The following is a 19095-nucleotide window of genomic DNA, read 5'->3' as shown; positions in this document are numbered from 1 at the left end:
CGCGGCGGCCCGGGATCCGGTACAAAAGTCGGATGGACGTCATCGCGCTCGACGCTCCGACGGACGCGCAGATCCGCGCGTGGCACGAGGTGCTCGCGGCCGTCCACGCCGCCGACCCCGCGGGGGACCCCGCCCCCGACCCGGACGGGACGGCGCGGCGGCTGCTCGGCGCCGAGCCCGGATCGCGGCAGCGGCTCTGGGCGGTGGCGGACGGCGGGCGGCTGGCCGCGGTGGCGGCGCTCCGGCTCTCCGGCGAGCCCGGCACGGACCGTCCCGGCGAGATCGACGTCCAGGTGCGCCCCGGGCACCGGCGGCGCGGCCTGGGCCGCCGCCTCCTCGCCGCCGCCGCCGAAGGGCTGCGCGCCGACGGGCGCTCCAGCGTGATCGCGCAGGTCCTCGCCGGGACCCCGGCCGTGCCCTTCCTGGAGTCGCAGGGCTTCGAGTGCGTGCTCACCCTGCGCGGCATGCTGCTGCGGCTCGACGACGTCCCCCCGGACCGCGTCGCCCGGCTGCTGGCCGCGGCGCCCGCCGGGTACGACCTCGTCCGCTGGCGGGGCGCCGCCCCGGACCGGTACGCGGCCGCGCTGGCCCGCGCGAAGCACGCCATGGCCGACTTCGCCGAGTACGAGGGCGCCCCCTGGGACGCGCACCGCGTCCGCGAGATGGCCGAGGTCGTCGCCAAGCGCGGCGACGCCCTCTACACCGTCGCCGCCCTCCACCGCGACGCCATCGCCGGCTTCACCGAGATCGTCGTCCCGCACGACTCGGCCGGCCGGGCCGCGCAGTACGACACGGCGGTCGTCCCCGAGCACCGGGGCAGGCGGATAGGCATCTGGGTGAAGGCGGCGATGCTCGCCTGGCTGCGGGACGAGCGCCCCGACGTCCGGGACATAGAAACGGACAATTCGGGCGACAATGCGCACATGATCGCCGTCAACGAGGAACTGGGCTTCCGCACCGAACGCGAGTCCCTGGAATTCCAGGCCCAGACCACCGCCCTCCCCTGATCGGCGCCCCCGCACCTCCCCGTCCGCGACTCGCCGCTGGAGCAGGGGCAGTCTCCAGGGAGGGCCTCGCCCTGGCGCTTCGCCTGGTTATCCACAGGTTCGAGTTCCGGGACGGCGGCCGTGCCGCGGCAGGCATGGTGGGGGCGTCGGCGGGCCGGACGGGTCTCGCCGGGATCGGGGGGCGTGGCATGGGGGAGCGGTTCGTCTTGAAGGTGCCGGACGAGGCCACCGCGCGGTTTCTGGTCGCGACCGACGCGCGTGCCGTCCCGGGGCCGGACTACTTGCGGGACGCGGTCGGCGAGCGCGGCCTGGGACGCGTCGCCGCGGGCCTGCTGGCGTCGTCGCGGCTGACGATCGAGCCGGTGACCGGCATGACCGGGCCGCTGAAGGAGCGGCTGCACCGGCTCGGCGGGTCCCCGGAGCGGTTGCGGGACGTGTTCGGCGCGGCCCGGCACATCACCGTCACGGCGGTCCTGGCGCCGCCCGGCCGGCCCCGCGCCGTGCAGGCGACCCGGCTCGCCGCGCGGGCCCTCGCCGCCGCCCTGCGCGGGGCCGCCGCCGACCTCGACACGGGCCGGGTCCTGCCTCCGGAGGACGGTCCGCCCGCCGAACCGGAGCAGTTCGTCCTCGGCCGCGACTGGGCGCCCGTCTACATCACCCTCGAACCGGGGGACGCGACCCGGGCCCGAGCCGAGACGGCGGGGTTGCACCGGTTCGGGCTTCCCGAGGTGGCGGTGCGGCACGTGCCCTACGCGAGCATGCTCACCGCCGCGAACCTGGTCCGGGGCCTGGCATGGCAGCTGTTCGCGGACCGGGCGGCCTGGCTCGGGCGGGGCGGCGCCGGAGACGCCCACGAGACCGCGGCCGAGCGGGCCGTGAGCGAGGACGACGTCATGCGCTTCTGGGGCGCCGAGCGGAGGCCGGCGCGAGCCAGGCCCGCCAGGGCCGCCCGCGTCAGGCTCGGCTGGACGGACACCGACTGCCCCGGCTGCGGGGCGGCGATCGAGGCGGAGCCCGCAGGCGCCGACAAGGAGGCCTGGTGGGCCGAGTCCGCCGGCCGCGCGATGCCGAGGCTGGTCCGCGCCGCCTCCGGTCCCGCGGCCTGACGACCCGCGCGACGCCCGCCCGAGCGGCCCCGGACCGTCCAGCCGACCTCCGGGAGAGGAAAGGCCGCCGGTGTGAGGAGGGGGTGCCCGGGGCGGTCGCCGCGGGTTGACGCCACCGGGCGTTGCATGCGGGGCGTGCGGGTGGGCTTGGCGGCTGCGCGGGACCGGCGACGTGCGTGTCACCGGCCGCGACGGGGCCCGGCACCCGCCCATCGCGTCGCCTGTGCTCCATGGGGGGCAGGCGGAGGGGACGGGGGGCGATGGTGGGGAATCCGGCCTGATGCGGCATTTGAAAATGTGTTGCCGGAGGTGCCGGTGCGTCGGCAGTCTTGGGGAGGTCCTTCCGGGAAAAGCCCGGAAGGTGGAATTGCCGGAGTATTTCCCTGTAGTTCAACGGAAGAACGCCGCACTGAAGCATTCTTCATCCGGGACCGCGGTCCTCGGTGGGGGAAAGCCCGGTGCGGGTGGTCCGGGTTCGAATCCCGGTGGGGGAGCGGCACACGGGCTGAGGAGGTGACCCGGTGAACGTGCTCGTCCTGAACGCGTCGTACGAGCCCTTACAAAGGGTGGACCTGCGGCACGCCATCCGCATGCTGGTGCGCGAGGTGGCGGTCGTCGAGGAGGCGGAGGAGGGCCTGACCTTCGGCCGCTTCCCCGTGCCGCGGGTCCTGCGGCTCGTCCGGTACGTCGCGATGCGCTGGCGGCACGGCAGGCGCCCGCCGTGGAGCAAGCGCGGCGTCTACCTGCGCGACCGGGGCCGCTGCTGCTACTGCGGCAAGCGCGGGAACACGATCGACCACGTCCACCCGCAGTCGCGCGGCGGCGGCGACACCTGGGAGAACACCGTCCTCGCGTGCGGCAAGTGCAACAACCGCAAGGGGGACCGGACGGTCTCCGAGGCCGGCCTGCGGCTGCTCTGGCGGCCGCGGATCCCCGTCTGGGAGGAGCTCGTGGACCTGTGACGGGGCCCGCGCTCCTCCGGGGGCGCCGACGCGGGGAGGCGCCTCGCGCACGGCGCGGTGCCCGGGGGAGAAGTGGATCACAGGGGCCGGATCGCCGGGGGCGGTCCGGCCCCTGTAGCTTGTGCCCGGATCGGTAGCCCGCGCGTGACCCTGTGTGGTTTCTGAAGCGTCTGAGACTAAATGGGCGATTGTGGTACCGTGCCGCCAATCTGAGCTTTGTTATCTAGGAGAGATCTGTGGCGGCCCTCGATCCAGACGGCAGGACGGCCCGTGCGGCGCGCGGGCGCACGGCGGCGAGGCGGCTGACCGCGCTCGTCCTCGCGGCGGGGCTGTCGGCGGCGCTGCCGCCGGTGACCGGGAGCGCCGCGGGCCTCCCGCAGGAGCCGAAGGATCTCAAGAAGGAGTACGCCGAGCTGAAGGCGCGCTCGGAGAAGCTGTCGAAGGAGTACCGGGGCGAGCTCGTCTCCCTGGAGGAGGCGAAGAAGGCCGCCGTGCGCGCGGGCGCGGACGCGGCGAAGGTCGGCCGCGAGTACGACGCCGCCCGCGAGGGCGTCGCCCAGCTCGCGTCCAGCACCTACATGACCGGCCGGATCGACGTGATCCCGATGATCTCCGCGGCGGAGCCGGGCGCCGCCGTCCACGACGCCGCCGTCATCGAGCACATCAGCCGCAACAACGGCCGCCGCATCCAGAACCTCCGGGCGCTCGACGCCGAGGCGGCGCGGTCGGACGAGACGGCGAAGAAGAAGCTGGCCGCGGTCAAGAAGGAGATCGAGGACCTGGAGGGCCAGCGCTCCCGCGTCAAGAAGCTGCTCGCCAAGTACAAGCCCGAGGTGACGAAGGCGCCCGTCGGCGGCGGCGGCCGGCCCGACGGCGTCAGCGGCGCCAAGTCCCCGATCGCCGGGAACTCGATGACCGCCCGCATGCGCACGGCGCTGGTGGAGATCGACGGGAAGTTCGGCCCGTTCCCGACCATCGGCTGCGCCCGTCCCGGCGACCCGCAGGACCACGGCTCCGGCACCGCCTGCGACTTCATGGAGAGCACCGGCGGCCAGATGCCGAGCGCGTCCGCCCAGGCGCACGGCGACCGCGTAGCCCAGTACGTCATCGACAACGCCTCCCGCCTCGGCATCAAGTACGTCATCTGGAAGCAGCGCATCTACGACATGCGCGGCAGCGGCGGCTGGCGCCAGATGGAGGACCGCGGCAGCGTCACCCAGAACCACTTCGACCACGTCCACGTCTCCGTGCTCTGATCGAGAGCGTGAACTACGACATCGAGCAGCCCTACGGCCCGCCGATCGAGACGACGGTCCGGGTCGCGACCTGGAACGTCTGGGACCGCTACGGCCCGTGGCGCGAACGCGAGTCGGCGATCATCAGCGTGCTCCGCGCGGCCGCCCCCGACGTCCTCGTGCTGGTCGAGGCATGGGAGGACGACGACGAGACGCAGGCCGGCCGGCTCGGCGGCGCGCTCGGCCTCCCGCACAGCGTGTTCCGCGGCGGGGAGTCGGGGGCGCCGCCCGGCGGCCGGTCCGGGGTCGCGGTGCTGTCGCGGTGGCCGCTCGGCCAGGTGGGCGAACGGCGCCTCGGCGGCCGGGCGGGGGCGGACGGCGGCCTCTCCGTCCACGCCAGGGTGGACGGGCCGCGCGGCGCCCTCCACCTGTTCGGCGCCGCCCTCGGCTGGAAACTCGGGCACAGCGCGCAGCGGCAGGAGCAGGTCCGGGCCCTCGGCGGCTACGTGCGGGAGACGACCGGGCGGGACGCGCCCGTCGTCGTCGCGGGCGACTTCAACGCCGACCCCGACTCCGACGAGATCCGCATGCTGACCGGCCGCGCCGCCGTCGCCGCGCCCGGCGTGGTGTTCTACGACGCGTGGGCGACGGCGGGGGACGGCACCGCCGGGCACACCTGGAGCCGGGCCGACCACTGGACGCGGCCCGTGCTGTGGCCGGACCGGCGCATCGACTACGTCTTCTCGGCCTGGCCGCGCGCGGGCGGCGCCGGCCACCCCGTCCGCTGCGAGCTGCTCGGCGACCGGCCCGTCGACGGGGTCGTCGCGTCCGACCACTACGGCGTGCTCGCCGACCTGCGCTACTGAGCGTCGAGGCCGACCACGGCGCCCTCGCCGGCGGACCGGGCGGCGGCCTCGATGACCTCCAGGCCGGTGATCGCGTCCGAGAGGGTGGTGGGCGGCGGCGCGCCGTCCCGGAGGGTCCGCACGACGCCCGCGTAGAACTCCTGGTAGGCGCCCGGCGCTGTGGGCTCGGGGGCCGCTTCGCCGGGGACGCCGAGAACGCCGTGCGACTCGGGCGCGGCGATGCCGTAGCCGGGGTCCTTCGGGGTGAGGCCCGCGCGCAGCTGGTCCTCCTGCGGGTCCATCCCGGAGACCGTGTAGGACGCGCGGCCGCCGAGCACCCGGAGGCGCGGGCCCGGCTGGGCGGCGGTCGCGCTCATCCAGAGGTGGGAGCGGACGCCGCCGGGGTGGGTGAGGGCGACGAACGCGTCGTCGGGGGCGGTCGCGCCGCCGCGGCGGGTGTCGAGTTCGGCGTAGACGCGGCTCGGCCGGCCGAACAGGGCGATCGCCTGGTCGACGAGGTGGGAGCCGAGGTCGAACAGGATGCCGCCCGCGTCGCGGGGGTCGGTGCTCTCCTTCCAGCTCTCCTTCACCTCCGGCCGCCAGCGTTCGAAGCGGGACTCGAACCGCTGGACGCCGCCCAGGGCCCCGGAGGCGATCAGGCGCGCCGCCGTCAGGTAGTCGCCGTCCCAGCGCCGGTTGTGGTATGGGAACACCGGCAGCCCCCGGACGGCGCTCAGCGCGGCGAGCGAGCGGGCGTCCGCCGCCGAGGCCGCCACCGGCTTGTCCACGACGACGGGGACGCCCGCGGTCAGCGCCGTCCGGGCCAGCGGGACGTGCTGCCGGTTCGGCGCGGCGACGACCACGAGGTCGTAGGCGCCCGGCGCGCTCCACAGCCGGTCGGCCCGGTCCACGACGTCCGCCTCCGGGTACCGCTCCCGGGCGGCCCGCTGCCGCTCGGGCGCGCGGGTGACGACCGCGGCCAGCCGAAGCCCGGGGACGGACGAGATCAGCGGGGCGTGGAACACCGAGCCGCCGGTGCCGAATCCGATCAGCGCAACACGCAGGTCCATCCCCCGATCATGACCGATGGCGCGGGCGCGGCGGGGCGGCGGGGTGCCCGCGCGTGCGGCGAGGCCCCCCGCCCACGTAGGCTTTTATCCCGGGGCATTCCGGACGAGGGGGACGCGTTGCCGAAACCAGTGCTGCTGACCGTCGACGACGATCCGGGCGTGTCCCGGGCCGTCGCACGGGATCTGCGCCGCCGCTACGCCGAGTCGTACCGGATCGTGCGCGCCGATTCGGGGCGGGACGCCCTGGACGCGCTGAGCGAGCTGCGGCTCCGCGGCGAGGACACCGCCGTGCTCCTCGCCGACCACCGGATGCCCGAGATGGACGGCGTGGAGTTCCTTGAGCACGCCATGGACCTGTTCCCGTTCGCGCGGCGCGTCCTGCTCACCGCCTACGCCGAGACCGACGCGGCGATCCGCGCGATCAACGACGTCGACCTCGACCACTACCTGCTGAAGCCGTGGGACCCGCCGGAGGAGAAGTTCTACCCGGTGATCGACGAGCTGCTGGACGCGTGGGCCCGGGAGGACCGGCGGCCCCCCGGCCAGCTGCGGGTCGTCGGGCACCGCTGGTCGTCCCGGTCCTACGAGGTCCGCGACTTCCTCGCCCGCCACCAGGTCCCCTACACCTGGCTGATGGACACCGACACCGAGGGCGCCGGGCTGGTCGAGGCCGCCGGGTCCCCGGAGCTGCCCCTCGTGGTGCAGGCGGACGGCACCGCGCTGGCCGCGCCGTCCGACGCCGAGCTGGCCGACGCGATCGGGCTGTCCAGCACGCCGTCCACCGGGTTCTACGACCTGATCGTCGTCGGCGGCGGGCCGTCCGGGCTCGGCGCGGCGGTGTACGGGGCGTCCGAGGGGCTGCGGACGGTCGTCGTCGAGCGGCGCGCGCTCGGCGGGCAGGCGGGGCAGAGCTCCCGCATCGAGAACTACCTCGGGTTCCCCGACGGGGTGACGGGGGCGCAGCTCGCCGACCGGGCCCGCCGGCAGGCCGACCGGTTCGGCGCCGAGCTGCTGCAGGCCGGGGAGGTCATCGCGCTGGAGTCGCGCGGCACCGCCCGGGTGGCGCGGCTGTCGGACGGCACGGAGATCGCCGCGCACGCCGCGATCATCGCCACCGGCGTGTCCTACCGGCGCCTCAACGCCGAGGGCGTGGAGGCCTTCGTCGGGCGCGGCGTGTTCTACGGCGCCGCGCTCACCGAGGCCCCGGCGTGCAAGGACGAGGAGGTCGCCGTCGTCGGCGGCGCCAACTCGGCCGGGCAGGCCGCCGTGTACCTCGCCCGGTACGCGAAGAAGGTGCACATCATCGTCCGGGCGGACGGCCTGGAGCGGTCGATGTCGCACTACCTGATCGAGCAGATCGCGGCGACGCCCAACATCGAGGTCCACACCGGCAAGACCGTGTGCGGCGCGGACGGCGCCGCCCGGCTGGAGCGGCTCACCTTCGCGTCCCCGGCCGGCAAGAAGACGATCGACGCGCACTGGCTGTTCGTGTTCATCGGCGCCGAACCCGGCACCGCGTGGCTGGACGGCTTCGTCGAGCGCGACCCGCGCGGCTACGTGCTGACCGGCCCGGACCTCGTCGCCGGCGGCCGCCGCCCGGCGGGCTGGCCGCTCGCCCGCCAGCCCTACCACCTGGAGACCAGCGTCCCCGGGGTGTTCGCCGCGGGCGACGTCCGCGCGGAGTCGATGAAGCGCGTCGCCTCGGCGGTCGGCGACGGCGCGATGGCGGTCGCGCTCGTCCACCGCTATTTGGAGCAGGCATGAGCGAAGCGAACCGGGGGGTGCGGGGGGTCGTCCCCCCGCAGGTGGCGCGTATGAGCGGAGCGGACCGGGGGGCGCGCGGGTCGTCTCCTCGCAGGGAGCGGGCATGAGCGAAGCGAATGCGGGCAGCGCGTCACCGGAGGAGCTGCGCGGGCTGTTCCTCTTCGAGGCCCTCGACGAGCAGCAGCTCGGCTGGCTGTCGCTGTGCGGGACGGTCGAGGAGTATCCCGCCGACGGCGTGATCTGCGCGCAGGGCGACCCCGCCGAGTTCCTGTACGTGCTGCTGGACGGCGAGATGGTGATGACCCAGACCGTGCGGAGCCACGCGGTCGAGGTCAGCCGGACGGACCGTCCCGGCACCTACGGCGGGGCCGTGCAGGCGTACCTGGGCGACAAGATCGAGCAGAAGTACCAGCATTCGCTGCGGGCGACGAGCCCGGCGCGGGTGTTCGTGCTGCCGGCCCGCAAGTTCGCCAAGGCCGTCCGCAAGTGGTTCCCGATGGCGACGCACCTGCTGGAGGGCATCTTCTTCGGGATGTCCAACGCGCGGCGGATCGTGGACCAGCGCGAGCGGCTCACCGCGCTCGGCACGATCACCGCGGGGCTCACCCACGAGCTGAACAATCCGGCCGCGGCCGCCGCGCGGGCCAGCGCCGAGCTCGGCGACCGGCTGCTCGCCGCGCAGCAGAGCCTCGCCGACCTCGCCGCGCACGGCGTCGACTGCACGCATCTGAGCGCGCTGGTCTCGCTGCGCCCCGCGCTGCCCGCGCCGCCCGGCGGCCGCCGCAGCCCCCTGGAGGTCAGCGACGGCGAGGACGAGCTAGGCGACTGGCTGGAGGACCACGGCGTCGGCGACGCCTGGGACCTCGCCCCCGGCCTGGTCGCCGCGGGGGTCGGGATCGAGCAGGCCGAGGAGGTCGAGGCCGCGGCGGGCGGGCACCTGCCGGCGGCGATGCGGTGGCTCGCCGAGGTGCTGGAGGTCGCGCAGCTGCAGGCGGAGATCTCCGACGCGATGGGCCGCATCACCGCGCTGCTGGACTCCGCCCGCCAGTACTCCCAGCTCGACCGCGCCGCCTACCAGCGGACCGACCTGCGCGGGCTGCTGGACAGCACGCTCACGATGCTGAAGCGCAAGTTCGGCCCGGACGTGACGCTGAAGGTCGACTACGACGAGTCGCTGCCGCCCGTCCCCGTCTACGCGGCTGAGCTGAACCAGGTCTGGACGAACCTGATCGTCAACGCGCTGTACGCGATGCAGGGCTCGGGCACCCTCACCGTCCGCACCGCGCGGGAGAACGATCACGCGCTCGTGGAGATCGGCGACACCGGCATGGGCATCCCGGAGGAGAACATCGACCGGATCTTCACGCCGTTCTTCACGACCAAGCCGGTCGGGCAGGGCACCGGCCTCGGCCTCGACATCTCCTGGCGCATCGTCGTCGGCAGGCACGGCGGCGACATCCGGGTGCGGTCCCTGCCGGGGGACACCCGGTTCGAGGTCCTGCTCCCGCTCACCGAAGCCGCCGCCGAGGACCCGGCCCACTAAGGCCGGCCCACTAGGACCGGCCCGTCAGGGCCGGCCTACTCGAACAGGTCGGGCTGCTCCCTGGTGATCTGGTCGTAGAGCGGCTGGTAGTTGATCCAGCCGACCAGGTCGTTGCCGATCTGCTCGTGGGTGAGGACGGCGTTGTCGTGCTCGATGGGGACGACCTGGCCGGCGGCCTTGGCGAGGAGCTGCACCTGGCACGAGCGCTCCATCGTGATGAACCACCAGGCGGCGGCGTCCACGGTGTCGCCGACGGTGAGCAGGCCGTGGTTGCGCAGGATGACGGCCTTGTGGCCGCCGAGGGCGGCGGCGATGCGCTTGCCCTCCTCCAGGTCGGTGACGACGCCGGTGTAGTCGTCGAACAGGCCGTGGTCCTGGTAGAAGGCGCACACGTCCTGCGTGATCGGCTCCAGCTTCTGGCCGAGCGCGGAGATCGCCCTGCCGTGGGTGGAGTGGCTGTGCGCGGCGGCGACCACCTCCGGGCGCGCCTGGTGCACCTGCGAGTGGATCGCGAACGCGGCCTCGTTGACGGGGTACCGGCCCTCGACGACCTTGCCCTCGTGGTTCACCAGGATCAGGTCGCTGACCTTGATGTGCTTGAAGGACATGCCGAACGGGTTGACCCAGAAGTGGTCGGTCCGCTCGGGGTCGCGGGCGGTGATGTGCCCCGCCACGCCCTCCTCGAAGCCGAACTTCCCGAAGATGCGGAGCGCGGCGGTCAGCCGCTCCTTGCGGTGCCGGCGCTCGTCCGCGACGTCGTCGAACGCGGGCGGCAGCCGGAAGATCAGGTCGGTCGGCAGCTTCTCCAGGAACTCGTCCTCGTCGGACATTCGGCGCACTCCTCGGGCTCGGCTGCCCCCACCGAACACCATCGCCGGGGGTTGCGGCTAGACCGGAGCGGTCCAAGTGACCCGCGTCCGATTGTCCGGACGGGACAACGGGACGGCAGAATGGGAGCATGGAGGCCGGGACGAGCGACCGGTTCCTGCGGCTGCTGATCGAGCACAGCGGGGACGCGGTGCTGCTGGAGGCGACGGTCCGCGCCGCCCGGAGCCGGTCGGAGCTGGTGGCGGCGCTGCCCGAGGAGGAGACCCGGCGGCACGTCCGCGCCCTGGTGGGCGGGGTCCTCGCCGCGCTGGAGGACGGCGGGCCGAGCGGGGAGGTGCTCGCCGCGGCGGAGCGGCTCGGCTCGGACCGGGCGCGGCAGGGCGTCCCCGTCGCGGCGTTCCTGGACGGCTTCCAGGCGGGCCGCGCCCACCTCGTCCGCACGCTCGTCGACGAGGGCCGCCGCCGGGGCGTGCCGGACGCCGCGCTGCTGGACGGCGTGACACGCATCGACGAGATCACCACCGCCCTCGTCCACCGGATGGTGCACGCGCACCGGGTCACCGAGCTGGAGACGACGCGCACCGCGCGGGAGGAGCGCGGCCAGATGCTCCGGCAGCTCCTGCACGGCGAGTCCGTGCCGGTCGCCGCGCCCCTCGACGCGGCCGTCCCGTACCACTGCGTGGTGTCCGACGTGAGCGACCCGGCGGTGGCGGCGCGGCTGGAGACGGAGCTGACCGCCGCGGGCCCGGGGCTGTGCGGGCTGGTGGACGGCCGGTTCGCCGCCCTGGTCGCGCGGCTGCCGGACCCGGCGCCCGGTGCGGCGCGGGGCGGCGGCCCGCTGCTGGTGGCCGCGCCGCCGGCCCGGCCCGCCGGTGTCGCGACGATGTACGGGCCGAGCCGCCGGGCGCTGCGCGCGGGCGCCGCGGCGGGGCTCACCGGCCTGCGTGAACTGGCCGACCTCGCGCTGCTCACCGTCACGGGGGCCGAGCCGGAGCTGGGCGGGCTGCTCGCCGCCGCGTTGCTGTCCGGGCTGGACCCGGCCGAGTCGTTCCACCGGGAGCTGGCGGAGACGGGGCTCGCCTACCTCGACCACGGCGGCCGGATCGGGCCGACGGCCGCGGCGCTGCACGTCCACGGGAACACCGTCAAGTACCGGATGAGGCGGCTGCGGGAGCTGACCGGCCGCCCGCTGTACGACCCGGCGGGCGGGGCGGCCGTGTCGCGGACGGCGAACTGGTGGTGGGCCCTGCACCACTGGCTCGCGGACGGCACGACATGATGGGAGGGGATCACCGGGCGACGGGGACGGAGGAACGGGTGGGCACACCGAGGATCGGCACCGTCATGTGGCCGATGCGGTCCTGGCCGGAGGCGGGGGAGCTGTGGCGGAGCGCCGAGGAACTCGGGTTCCGGCACGCCTGGGTCTACGACCATCTCGCCTGGCGCGGCACGACGCCCTGGTACGACGCGTACACGACGCTCGCGGCGGCCGCCGCGGTGACCTCGCGGGTGCGGATCGGCACGCTGGTGACCTCGCCGAACTTCCGGCACCCCGTGCCCACCGCGCACGCGGTCAAGACGATCGACCACGTGAGCGGCGGGCGCCTGACCGTGGGCGTCGGGGCGGGCGGCACCAGGCGCACCAGCGACGCCGGCGTCCTCGGCGGCGAGGAGTGGACACCGGGCGAGCGCGCGTCGCGCTTCGCCGAGTGGACGGAGCTGCTCGACCGGCTGCTGACCGACCCGGAGACGTCCTTCGAGGGGACGTACTACACCGCGCGGGAGGTCGTCGAGGAGCCGGGCTGCGTCCAGCGCCCCCGCGTCCCGTTCGTCATCGCGGGCAACGGGCCGCGCGGGATGCGGGTCGCCGCCCGGCACGGCGCCGGATGGGTGACCACCGGCGAGGGCGGGGGCGGCGCCCCGCAGGACGTCGTGCGCTCCCGGCTGGCCGCGCTCAAGGGCGCCTGCGAGGCGGAGGGCCGCGAGCTCGACGACCTGATCCTCCTGACGGGCTTCACCGGCGAGCCGTGGCTGGAGTCGCCCGGGGCGTTCGCCGACCTCGCGGGACGCTACGCCGAGATGGGGATCACGGAGGTGGCGCTGCACTGGCCGCGTCCCGGCACGCCGTTCGCGGCCGACATGAAGGTCTTCGAGGCGATCGCCGCCGAGTACGGGGAGGCCCGCTGATGCCGTTCGTCCTGCTGGCCTTCGCGATCGCCTTCGAGGTCACCGCCACGCTGGCGATGCGCGCCTCCGAGGGGTTCAGCAAGCTGGGGCCGTCCCTGATCGTGGTGGCGGGGTACCTGATCTCGTTCGTCTTCATGGCCAAGGCGCTGACGTCGCTGAACGTGGGCCCGGTGTACGCGATCTGGTCCGCGCTCGGGACGGTCGGCGCGTTCGCCGGCGGCGTCCTGCTGTTCGGCGAGCCGGTCAGGCCCGTCGCGATCGCCGGCGCGGCGATCATCGTGGCCGGGGTCATCGTGATGAACCTCGGCGGCGGCGTGCACCAGGGCTGACCCGCCGCCCGCCCGCCGCCCGTGCGCCCGCGCGTCCGGCGTCAGGCGGGCTCGGCGAGCGTGCTGACGCGCTGCTGTTCGAGCTGCCCGCCGATCAGCTCGGTCGGCGTGCAGCCGGACAGGGCGCGGAACTCGCGGTTGAGGTGGGCCTGGTCGTAGTAGCCGCAGGCCGCCGCGGCCTCGGCGAACCCGGCGCCGCCGGCCAGCATCTCGACCGCGCGCCGGAAGCGCAGCACCCGCGCCATCGTCTTGGGCGGCAGCCCCACCTGCTCGCGGAACCGGTGCGTCAGGTGCTTGCGGCTCCAGCCGACGTCGGCGGCGAGGCCCGCGACCGTGACGCCGGGGCCGCCGTCCAGCAGCCGCCACGCCCGCGCCACCTCCCGGTCGGGGACGGGCCCCGCGTCGAGGCGGCGCAGCAGGAAGGCGTCCAGGATGTCGAAGCGCGCGGCCCAGGACGGGGCGTCGGCGAGCCGCTCCACCAGCGTGCGCGCCGTGCCCCCGAGCAGGTCGGCCAGGTCGGCGGCGGCGTTGGCGAGGCGGGCCATCGGGACGCCGAGCAGCGTGTAGGCGCCGAGCGGCGTCACGTCGAGCTGGATGCCGCGCTGCCCGCCGGGGCTCACGTACATGCCGTGGCCGTCGTGCATCCCGGCGACGAACGAGGCGTACGCGCGGTCGCGGACGCCGGGGTCGGGGACGGCCAGGTACAGCGGCGGGCCAAGGTTGATGATCACGACGGTGGTGCGGGTGGGCAGCGTGCGCATCCGGGTGGGGACGGCGGCGGTCTCCCAGTAGCCGTCGTAGGAGCGCAGGAACGGGCGCAGCGCGGGGTGCGGGCGCCCCCGCGCCAGCCACCAGCCGCCCCGGTCGGCGACCTCGACCGGTCTGTCGCTCATGGTCCCAGTCCTACCACGCGGCCCCGACAGGACCGGGCCGGCGGGACGGGGCCCGGCGGGCTACTCGTACACCTGCCCGCACACGGCGATGCGCGCGAGATCGCCCCAGGTCATGGTGGTGATCGTGCGGACGTAGGAGCGCGCGGGCGGCTCCCCCGGGCGGGTGGGCAGCGGCACGCGGGCGCCGTCCGCGGCGTCCCAGCCGCCGAGGCTGCCGGCGACGGCGCACTCCAGGTACGTCGCCGGGTCGAAGTTGAACCAGCGGGCCGGGGTGGCGCGGGCGCCCGACCCGGGCGGGCGGGGCGCGTCCGCGCCGAACCGCGCCTGCGGGCCCGGCGGACGGGCGAGGAAGTCCTCCAGGTCGGCGATCTGGGACAGCAGGACCCGCTCCCAGTCGGCGTACCCGCCGGGCTCGGCGCCGGGGAGCGACAGGTCCTTGCCGCTCCACGCCGGGTCGAAGTCGGCGGGCGGGGCGGTGGACGCGGCGGCGAACATCGCCGCCACGTCGTCGGGCTCCAGGCGGGTCTGGTCACTCAGCGGAGCGCTGATCTTCCACAGGGAGCGCAGGAACGCCGACAGCGACCAGGACGCCGCCCGCGCCTCCTGGCCGAGGTACAGGAAGACGAGGTAGAGGTCGCGGTTGGTGCGGACGGCGGGCCCCGGCGGGCCGTCCACCCAGTAGTCCTGCTCGTTCCGGACGCCGCTCTCCAGGGCCATGACCTGGGCCAAGGCCGATATCCGTGAATCATGGGCGGCCACATGGAAGGTGTTGCCGAGATCGTCCCGGCGCATGACGTCCCACGTTTGCATGCGGCTCCTTCACAGGTCGCGGTGCGGTCTCCACGGCCCCCGCTCAGAAAGTGTCCCATTCCAGGACGGGACCACCAGTAGTGGCCATGTCACTTTCCGGACTCGAAGTCGTGACTTTCCGCTCATGCAATACGGGGCCGGAACGGGTAGGGGCCCGGCCGCCGGCCGGGCCCGCCACGCGCGGGGCGCTCAGTGCTTCGAGCGGTGGATCACCTGGAGCTCGGTGAACCCGTACAGGCCCCACGGGCCGTTCTCGACGCCGACGCCGCTCCACTTGAACCCGCCGAACGGCTGGTTCGGGGAGAGCGCCAGGTGGGTGTTGACCCAGGCGGTGCCGCACTCCAGCCGCCCGGCCACCTCGGCGGCCCGGTCGGCGTCGGCCCCCCACACCGAGCCGGACAGCCCGAAGTGGGTGCCGTTGGCGCGGGCGAGCGCCTCCTCGAGGTCGGTGTACTTCACGATCGGCAGGGCGGGGCCGAACTGCTCCTCGTCCACGATCCGCGCGCCGTCCTCGATGTCGGCGAGGATCGTCGGCTCGAAGAAGTAGCCGGGCCCGTCGATCGGCTTGCCGCCCGCCGCCGCGCGGGCGCCGCCCGCGAGCGCGTCCGCGACCAGCTCCGCCACCCGCTCGTACTGCGGCCTGTTGTTGACCGGCCCGTACTGGACGCCCTCCGCCATGCCGTCGCCGACCTTGGCGGCCTTCGCCCGCTCGGCGAGCGCGTCGACGACGTCGCCGTAGAGCGCCGCGGGCACGTACACGCGCTTGATCGCCGAGCAGACCTGGCCGTTGTTCTGGAACGCCGCGCCGAACAGCCGGTCGGCGACCGCGGCCGGGTCGGCGTCGTCCAGCAGGATCGCCGGGTCGTTGCCGCCGAGCTCCAGCGTGACGCGCTTCAGGTCGGGCGCCGCCGCGGCCGCGACGCGCTTGCCGGTCGCCACGCTGCCGGTGAAGCTGATCTTGCGGGGCACGTCGTGCCCGGTCATCCAGGCGCCGAGCTCGTCGCCGCCGGAGACGACGTTCAGCACGCCGGGCGGCAGGACGTCCCGCAGCACCTCGCCGAGCTTCAGGCTGGACAGCGGGGTGAACGGGGACGGCTTGAGGACCATCGTGTTGCCCGCGAGCAGGGCCGGCGCGATCTTCCACACGCCGAGCAGCAGCGGGAAGTTCCACGGGGTGATCGCGGCGACCACGCCCATCGGCCGGCGGACGACCTCGACCAGCGCGTGGTCGTCGTCCTGGATGATCTCGCGGGGCAGCTCCAGCTCGGCGAAGTACTTCAGCCACACGCCGGCGCCGACGACCTCCATGGTCGCGTCGCCGAGCGGCTTGCCCTGCTCCAGGGTGAGGATGCGGCCGATCTCCTCGGCGCGGGCGAACATGACGTCGGCCGCGGCGAGCAGCGCCTTGCGGCGCACGGCCTCGTCGCGGCGCCACTCGGCGAGGGCGGCCTGCGCCGACGCCATCGCCGCGTCGAGCTGCTCCCGGGAGGCGTCCGGCGCCCGCTCGGCGACCTCGCCGGTCGCCGGGTTGATCACGCCGAAGGTCCCGGGCGCGTCGACGGACGCGCCGTCGATGGTCATCGAGAAGGTCTCGGACACCGTTGATCCTCCGCTCAGGGGTTACCGAACGAGATTCAGTATTCACCCTCGCCGCCCGTCTTGACGAGCGCCGGAGCCCGGAACCTCGCGCGGCGCGCCGGTGGCCGGATGCGGCGGGGTCCGCGACGGAGCCGCCGATCCGAGTGATGATCATCACATGCGACCACGTACCATCACGGTGTTCGCCCTCACCCTCGCCCTCGCCGTATCCGGCGGGGCGACGGCGGCCGCGGCACCCACGGCGTCCCCGCCCGGCCCGTCCGCGCCGCGGCTCGCGGACTCCCGCCCCTGCGCGGGCAAACCGGGTTTCACCTGCTCCTTCCTGACCGTCCCGCTGGACCACCGGCGGCCCGGCGCAGGCAGCCTGAGGCTTCAGGTGGCGGCGGCGGACAACGCCGGCGCGCCCAAGGGCGTGCTGCTGTTCCTGACCGGCGGGCCGGGCCAGCCGGGGGTCCCGTTCATCGACGGCATCTCCGCGCGGATGCCGGAGCTCACGAAGAACTACCGGCTCGTCATGATCGACCAGCGCGGCACCGGCGAGTTCGGCGCGATCGACTGCCCGGGGCTCCAGGCGGCGGTGGGGAGCAGCGACATCGAGCCGCCCCCGCCCGCGGCGGTCGGGGAGTGCGCGGCGGTCCTCGGCGACCGGCGGCACTACTTCACCACCGAGCAGACCGTCGGCGACCTCGACCTGCTGCGCCGGGCGCTCGGCGTCCGGGCGATGACGGTCGACGGCGTCTCCTACGGCACCATGACCGGCGCGGGCTACGCCGTCCGGTACCCGGAGCGGGTGAGCCGGCTCGTCCTCGACTCGGTGCTCCCGCACGCCGACCCGCAGCGCGACGAGATGCTCTACCTGACGGGCCTGCGGGCCACCGCGCGCGTCCTGCGGGACGCCTGCGAGGCCGCGCCCGCCTGCGGGTTCGACCCCGCCGAGGACCTGGCCTGGCTCGCCCGGCACCGCGCGGACGCGGTCCTCGTCTGGGACATGCTGGTGTCCTACGAGTTCCTCGACCCGACCTACCGGAACGACGACTCCCTGCCCGGCGGCCGGGGCGACGCGGTGGCGGCGATCCACGAGGCCCGCCACGGGGACCCGGCGCGGCTCGACGGGCTGCTCCGGATCCTGGACTCCGGCGGCGACGACGTCGCCCACTACAGCTCCGGCCTGCACATCGCGACGATCTGCGGGGACGGCCACTTCCCCTGGGGGACGTCCGAGACCCCGGTCGCCCGCCGCAGGGCCGCGCTGGAGCGGACGCGCACGCACCTGCCCGCGCGGGCCACCTGGCCGTTCACCGCCGACACGGCCGTGGGCAACGGGTTCGTCCAGGAATGCCTGAACTGGCCCTGGTCGCGGCACACCGCCGAGCCGCGCCGGACGGAGATCTCCGTGCCGGTGCTGCTCCTGAACGGCGACCGCGACCTGTCCACGCCGCTCGAATGGGCGCGGGAGGAACTCCGCTACGCGCCCCGCGGCCGGCTCGTCGTGGTGAAAGGGGCCTCGCACTCCATCCAGAACCGGGAACGCGGGACGCAGGGCCGCGAAGCGGTCTACCGGTTCCTGAACGGCTGACGGACGGGCGCCCCCGCGCCGCCGCGGGGGCGCCCGGGTCCGGACGGCCGGAGGCGTCCGGTCAGGAGGCGTAGATGCGGTCCAGGAGGTCCCGGTAGCCGCGCAGCGCCAGGCGGAGCCGCTCGGTGTCGCCGCGGCCGCCGCCCTCCGCCGCGTCCGACAGCGTCCGCCGGTGCCCGGCGATCGCCCGCCCGAGCGCCTCGACCGCCTCGGCGGCCAGCTCGTCGGCCTTGCGCACCGAGCCGCCCGGATCGTCGATGAACGCGGACTGCACCTCGCGCCACCGCTCCCGGAACCGCTCGGTCTCGGCCGGGTCGAACAGCCCGTCCGGGACCGCGGCCGGGGCCGGGCCGCCGGTGGGCGCCGGAGAGGGGAGACCGGCCTCGTCGCGGCCCGCGTTGCCGGGGACCGGGTCCGCCGCGGGCATCGGCTCGGCGGCGGGCATCGGGTCAGGGGACGTGTCGGGGACGGGCTCCGGCGCGTCCAGCACGGCGGGTTCGGGCGCGGGACCGGCGACGTGCGTGTCGCCGGCGGCGACGGGGCCCGGCACCCGCCCATCGCGTCGCCTGTGCTCCATGGGGGTCAGCTCCTCGGGGTCTCGTCGTCGCGGCGCCCGGCCGCCGGGCCGGCGGCCGTCGGGGCGGGCGGCGCCTGGCCGGCGCGCACCTCGCGGGCGGGCTCGTCCGCGGCATGGCGGCCGACCCGCCCCCGGCCGGCCTGCTCCGTGCCGAGCTGCTCCGCGCCGGCCCGCTCCCCGGCGGGCGCGGACAGCAGCTCCTCGAACAGGGCGCGGTAGTGCACCATCGCCTGCCGCAGGTCCTCGGTGGACGCCTCCTTGGACGCGGCCCGACCGCTGATCGCGTGGGCGCGCCGGTAGTGGTCCATCGTGCGGCCGTGCTCCACGGAGAGGTGGGCGACCTTGTCCTCGAACCCGTGCGTCGGGTAGCCGCGCTCGCCCATCACCACCGTGACGAGCCCGTCGGCCTGCTCGACGGCCGCCTCCGGCGCGTCGACGAAACGCTCCTGAACGCGGACCCACTGCTCGCGGTACTGCTCGCGCTTGCGCGGGTCGAGGTCGCGCAGCTCCAGCTCGCCGTGGCGCTCCTCGCGGGAGCGCAGCTCGCGCTCCGCGGCGGCACGGCCGCCCTCGCTCCGCACGGCCCGGTCGTACTCGGGGCCGAACCGCCGCTTGAGCCGCCGCGTCCGGGACCTGCTCCGCAGCAGGTACGCGGCCGCGGCGAGCGCGGCGAGAACGACTACGGCGATGACGACCCATATCGCGGTGGACATTGTCTCCTCCAACGTGCGTCGGATCGAATGAGACCGCGATGCCCGGTCAAA

18 protein-coding genes and 1 tRNA gene are annotated in these 19095 nt (G+C 74.9%); 12 read left to right on the top strand and 7 right to left on the bottom strand.

Annotation, left to right across the window (positions count from 1 at the left end; translation table 11 throughout):
* Positions 1-32 precede the first annotated feature (32 nt).
* The 6 genes from ACA511_RS35325 (at position 33) to ACA511_RS35300 (ending at position 5176) form a co-directional block, all read left to right on the top strand.
* Positions 33-1007 carry a GNAT family N-acetyltransferase gene (locus ACA511_RS35325; RefSeq protein WP_375029058.1) on the top strand — a complete coding sequence of 325 codons (975 nt, stop codon included), beginning with the start codon at positions 33-35 and terminating at the stop codon, positions 1005-1007.
* Positions 1008-1195: 188 nt separating this feature from the next.
* A complete protein-coding gene (locus ACA511_RS35320; RefSeq protein ID WP_375029057.1) occupies positions 1196-2113 on the top strand; it encodes a hypothetical protein in 918 nt (305 codons plus the stop codon).
* A gap of 379 nt (positions 2114-2492) precedes the next feature.
* Positions 2493-2607: transfer RNA gene (locus ACA511_RS35315), tRNA-OTHER, on the top strand.
* Between the two features lie 27 nt (positions 2608-2634).
* On the top strand, positions 2635-3075 hold the full coding sequence (locus ACA511_RS35310) for an HNH endonuclease (RefSeq protein WP_375029056.1): 441 nt from the start codon (positions 2635-2637) through the stop codon (positions 3073-3075).
* Between the two features lie 236 nt (positions 3076-3311).
* Positions 3312-4331, top strand: a complete 1020-nt coding sequence (locus tag ACA511_RS35305) for a hypothetical protein (protein WP_375029055.1) — start codon at positions 3312-3314, stop codon at positions 4329-4331.
* Positions 4332-4339: 8 nt separating this feature from the next.
* The gene (locus tag ACA511_RS35300; protein WP_375029054.1) at positions 4340-5176 is read left to right on the top strand and encodes an endonuclease/exonuclease/phosphatase family protein; all 837 of its coding nucleotides are present in this window, start codon (positions 4340-4342) and stop codon (positions 5174-5176) included.
* Here ACA511_RS35300 and ACA511_RS35295 read toward each other — a convergent pair.
* A complete protein-coding gene (locus ACA511_RS35295) occupies positions 5170-6225 on the bottom strand; it encodes a Gfo/Idh/MocA family oxidoreductase (protein WP_375029053.1) in 1056 nt (351 codons plus the stop codon). The genes ACA511_RS35300 and ACA511_RS35295 overlap by 7 nt on opposite strands.
* A gap of 117 nt (positions 6226-6342) precedes the next feature.
* Between ACA511_RS35295 and ACA511_RS35290 the strand changes: the two genes are divergently transcribed.
* Together ACA511_RS35290 and ACA511_RS35285 are read left to right on the top strand one after the other, a co-directional pair.
* The gene (locus tag ACA511_RS35290) at positions 6343-7989 is read left to right on the top strand and encodes an FAD-dependent oxidoreductase (protein WP_375029052.1); all 1647 of its coding nucleotides are present in this window, start codon (positions 6343-6345) and stop codon (positions 7987-7989) included.
* A gap of 103 nt (positions 7990-8092) precedes the next feature.
* Entirely contained in the window at positions 8093-9532 is a 1440-nt protein-coding gene (locus tag ACA511_RS35285) for an ATP-binding protein (protein ID WP_375029051.1), read from the top strand.
* Between the two features lie 35 nt (positions 9533-9567).
* Here the strand turns inward: ACA511_RS35285 and ACA511_RS35280 are convergent, their stop codons facing one another.
* Positions 9568-10362, bottom strand: a complete 795-nt coding sequence (locus ACA511_RS35280) for a class II aldolase/adducin family protein (RefSeq protein ID WP_375029050.1) — start codon at positions 10360-10362, stop codon at positions 9568-9570.
* 128 nt (positions 10363-10490) lie between these two features.
* Here ACA511_RS35280 and ACA511_RS35275 point away from each other — a divergent pair, with 128 nt between their 5' ends.
* Genes ACA511_RS35275 through ACA511_RS35265 form a run of 3 tightly spaced genes read left to right on the top strand, consistent with a single transcriptional unit; the run spans position 10491 to position 12876 of the window.
* Complete coding sequence (locus ACA511_RS35275) at positions 10491-11639, top strand: helix-turn-helix domain-containing protein (RefSeq protein ID WP_375029049.1); 1149 nt, start codon at positions 10491-10493, stop codon at positions 11637-11639.
* A gap of 38 nt (positions 11640-11677) precedes the next feature.
* The gene (locus ACA511_RS35270) at positions 11678-12547 is read left to right on the top strand and encodes an LLM class flavin-dependent oxidoreductase (protein ID WP_375029048.1); all 870 of its coding nucleotides are present in this window, start codon (positions 11678-11680) and stop codon (positions 12545-12547) included.
* On the top strand, positions 12547-12876 hold the full coding sequence (locus tag ACA511_RS35265) for a DMT family transporter (RefSeq protein ID WP_375029047.1): 330 nt from the start codon (positions 12547-12549) through the stop codon (positions 12874-12876). The genes ACA511_RS35270 and ACA511_RS35265 overlap by 1 nt, the downstream gene beginning before the upstream one ends.
* A 41-nt stretch (positions 12877-12917) precedes the next feature.
* On the opposite strand, the gene ACA511_RS35260 is transcribed toward ACA511_RS35265, so the two are convergent.
* From ACA511_RS35260 to ACA511_RS35250, 3 genes are all read right to left on the bottom strand, one after another.
* Entirely contained in the window at positions 12918-13769 is an 852-nt protein-coding gene (locus ACA511_RS35260) for a helix-turn-helix domain-containing protein (protein ID WP_375029046.1), read from the bottom strand.
* Positions 13770-13829: 60 nt separating this feature from the next.
* Positions 13830-14579, bottom strand: a complete 750-nt coding sequence (locus ACA511_RS35255; protein WP_375029045.1) for a hypothetical protein — start codon at positions 14577-14579, stop codon at positions 13830-13832.
* A gap of 189 nt (positions 14580-14768) precedes the next feature.
* Positions 14769-16178: an aldehyde dehydrogenase family protein gene (locus ACA511_RS35250; RefSeq protein ID WP_375029044.1), complete on the bottom strand. Its 1410-nt coding sequence runs from the start codon at positions 16176-16178 to the stop codon at positions 14769-14771.
* Positions 16179-16335: 157 nt separating this feature from the next.
* On the opposite strand from ACA511_RS35250, the gene ACA511_RS35245 reads away from it, so the two are divergent.
* Positions 16336-17754: an alpha/beta fold hydrolase gene (locus ACA511_RS35245; RefSeq protein ID WP_375029043.1), complete on the top strand. Its 1419-nt coding sequence runs from the start codon at positions 16336-16338 to the stop codon at positions 17752-17754.
* 61 nt (positions 17755-17815) lie between these two features.
* Here ACA511_RS35245 and ACA511_RS35240 read toward each other — a convergent pair whose 3' ends face one another.
* Together ACA511_RS35240 and ACA511_RS35235 are read right to left on the bottom strand one after the other, a co-directional pair.
* Positions 17816-18331 (bottom strand): hypothetical protein, encoded by a 516-nt coding sequence (locus tag ACA511_RS35240; protein ID WP_375029042.1) that lies wholly within the window; start codon positions 18329-18331, stop codon positions 17816-17818.
* Between the two features lie 5 nt (positions 18332-18336).
* The gene (locus tag ACA511_RS35235) at positions 18337-19044 is read right to left on the bottom strand and encodes a hypothetical protein (RefSeq protein ID WP_375029041.1); all 708 of its coding nucleotides are present in this window, start codon (positions 19042-19044) and stop codon (positions 18337-18339) included.
* Positions 19045-19095 lie beyond the last annotated feature (51 nt).

Source organism: Actinomadura sp. GTD37 (assembly GCF_041951365.1).
Classification (GTDB): domain Bacteria; phylum Actinomycetota; class Actinomycetes; order Streptosporangiales; family Streptosporangiaceae; genus Spirillospora.
The sequence above is the reverse complement of the archived record's forward strand: the minus strand, read 5'-3'. Positions and strand labels throughout refer to the sequence as shown.

What these genes read in the sequence shown, in the direction of transcription:
- ACA511_RS35325 (WP_375029058.1), top strand. Translation starts at nt 33, where the DNA reads ATGGACGTCATCGCGCTCGACGCTCCGACGGACGCGCAGATCCGCGCG.
- ACA511_RS35320 (WP_375029057.1), top strand. Translation starts at nt 1,196, where the DNA reads ATGGGGGAGCGGTTCGTCTTGAAGGTGCCGGACGAGGCCACCGCGCGG.
- ACA511_RS35295 (WP_375029053.1), bottom strand. Translation starts at nt 6,225, where the DNA reads ATGGACCTGCGTGTTGCGCTGATCGGATTCGGCACCGGCGGCTCGGTG.
- ACA511_RS35285 (WP_375029051.1), top strand. Translation starts at nt 8,093, where the DNA reads ATGAGCGAAGCGAATGCGGGCAGCGCGTCACCGGAGGAGCTGCGCGGG.
- ACA511_RS35280 (WP_375029050.1), bottom strand. Translation starts at nt 10,362, where the DNA reads ATGTCCGACGAGGACGAGTTCCTGGAGAAGCTGCCGACCGACCTGATC.
- ACA511_RS35275 (WP_375029049.1), top strand. Translation starts at nt 10,491, where the DNA reads ATGGAGGCCGGGACGAGCGACCGGTTCCTGCGGCTGCTGATCGAGCAC.
- ACA511_RS35265 (WP_375029047.1), top strand. Translation starts at nt 12,547, where the DNA reads ATGCCGTTCGTCCTGCTGGCCTTCGCGATCGCCTTCGAGGTCACCGCC.
- ACA511_RS35260 (WP_375029046.1), bottom strand. Translation starts at nt 13,769, where the DNA reads ATGAGCGACAGACCGGTCGAGGTCGCCGACCGGGGCGGCTGGTGGCTG.
- ACA511_RS35255 (WP_375029045.1), bottom strand. Translation starts at nt 14,579, where the DNA reads ATGCAAACGTGGGACGTCATGCGCCGGGACGATCTCGGCAACACCTTC.
- ACA511_RS35245 (WP_375029043.1), top strand. Translation starts at nt 16,336, where the DNA reads ATGCGACCACGTACCATCACGGTGTTCGCCCTCACCCTCGCCCTCGCC.
- ACA511_RS35240 (WP_375029042.1), bottom strand. Translation starts at nt 18,331, where the DNA reads ATGGAGCACAGGCGACGCGATGGGCGGGTGCCGGGCCCCGTCGCCGCC.
- ACA511_RS35235 (WP_375029041.1), bottom strand. Translation starts at nt 19,044, where the DNA reads ATGTCCACCGCGATATGGGTCGTCATCGCCGTAGTCGTTCTCGCCGCG.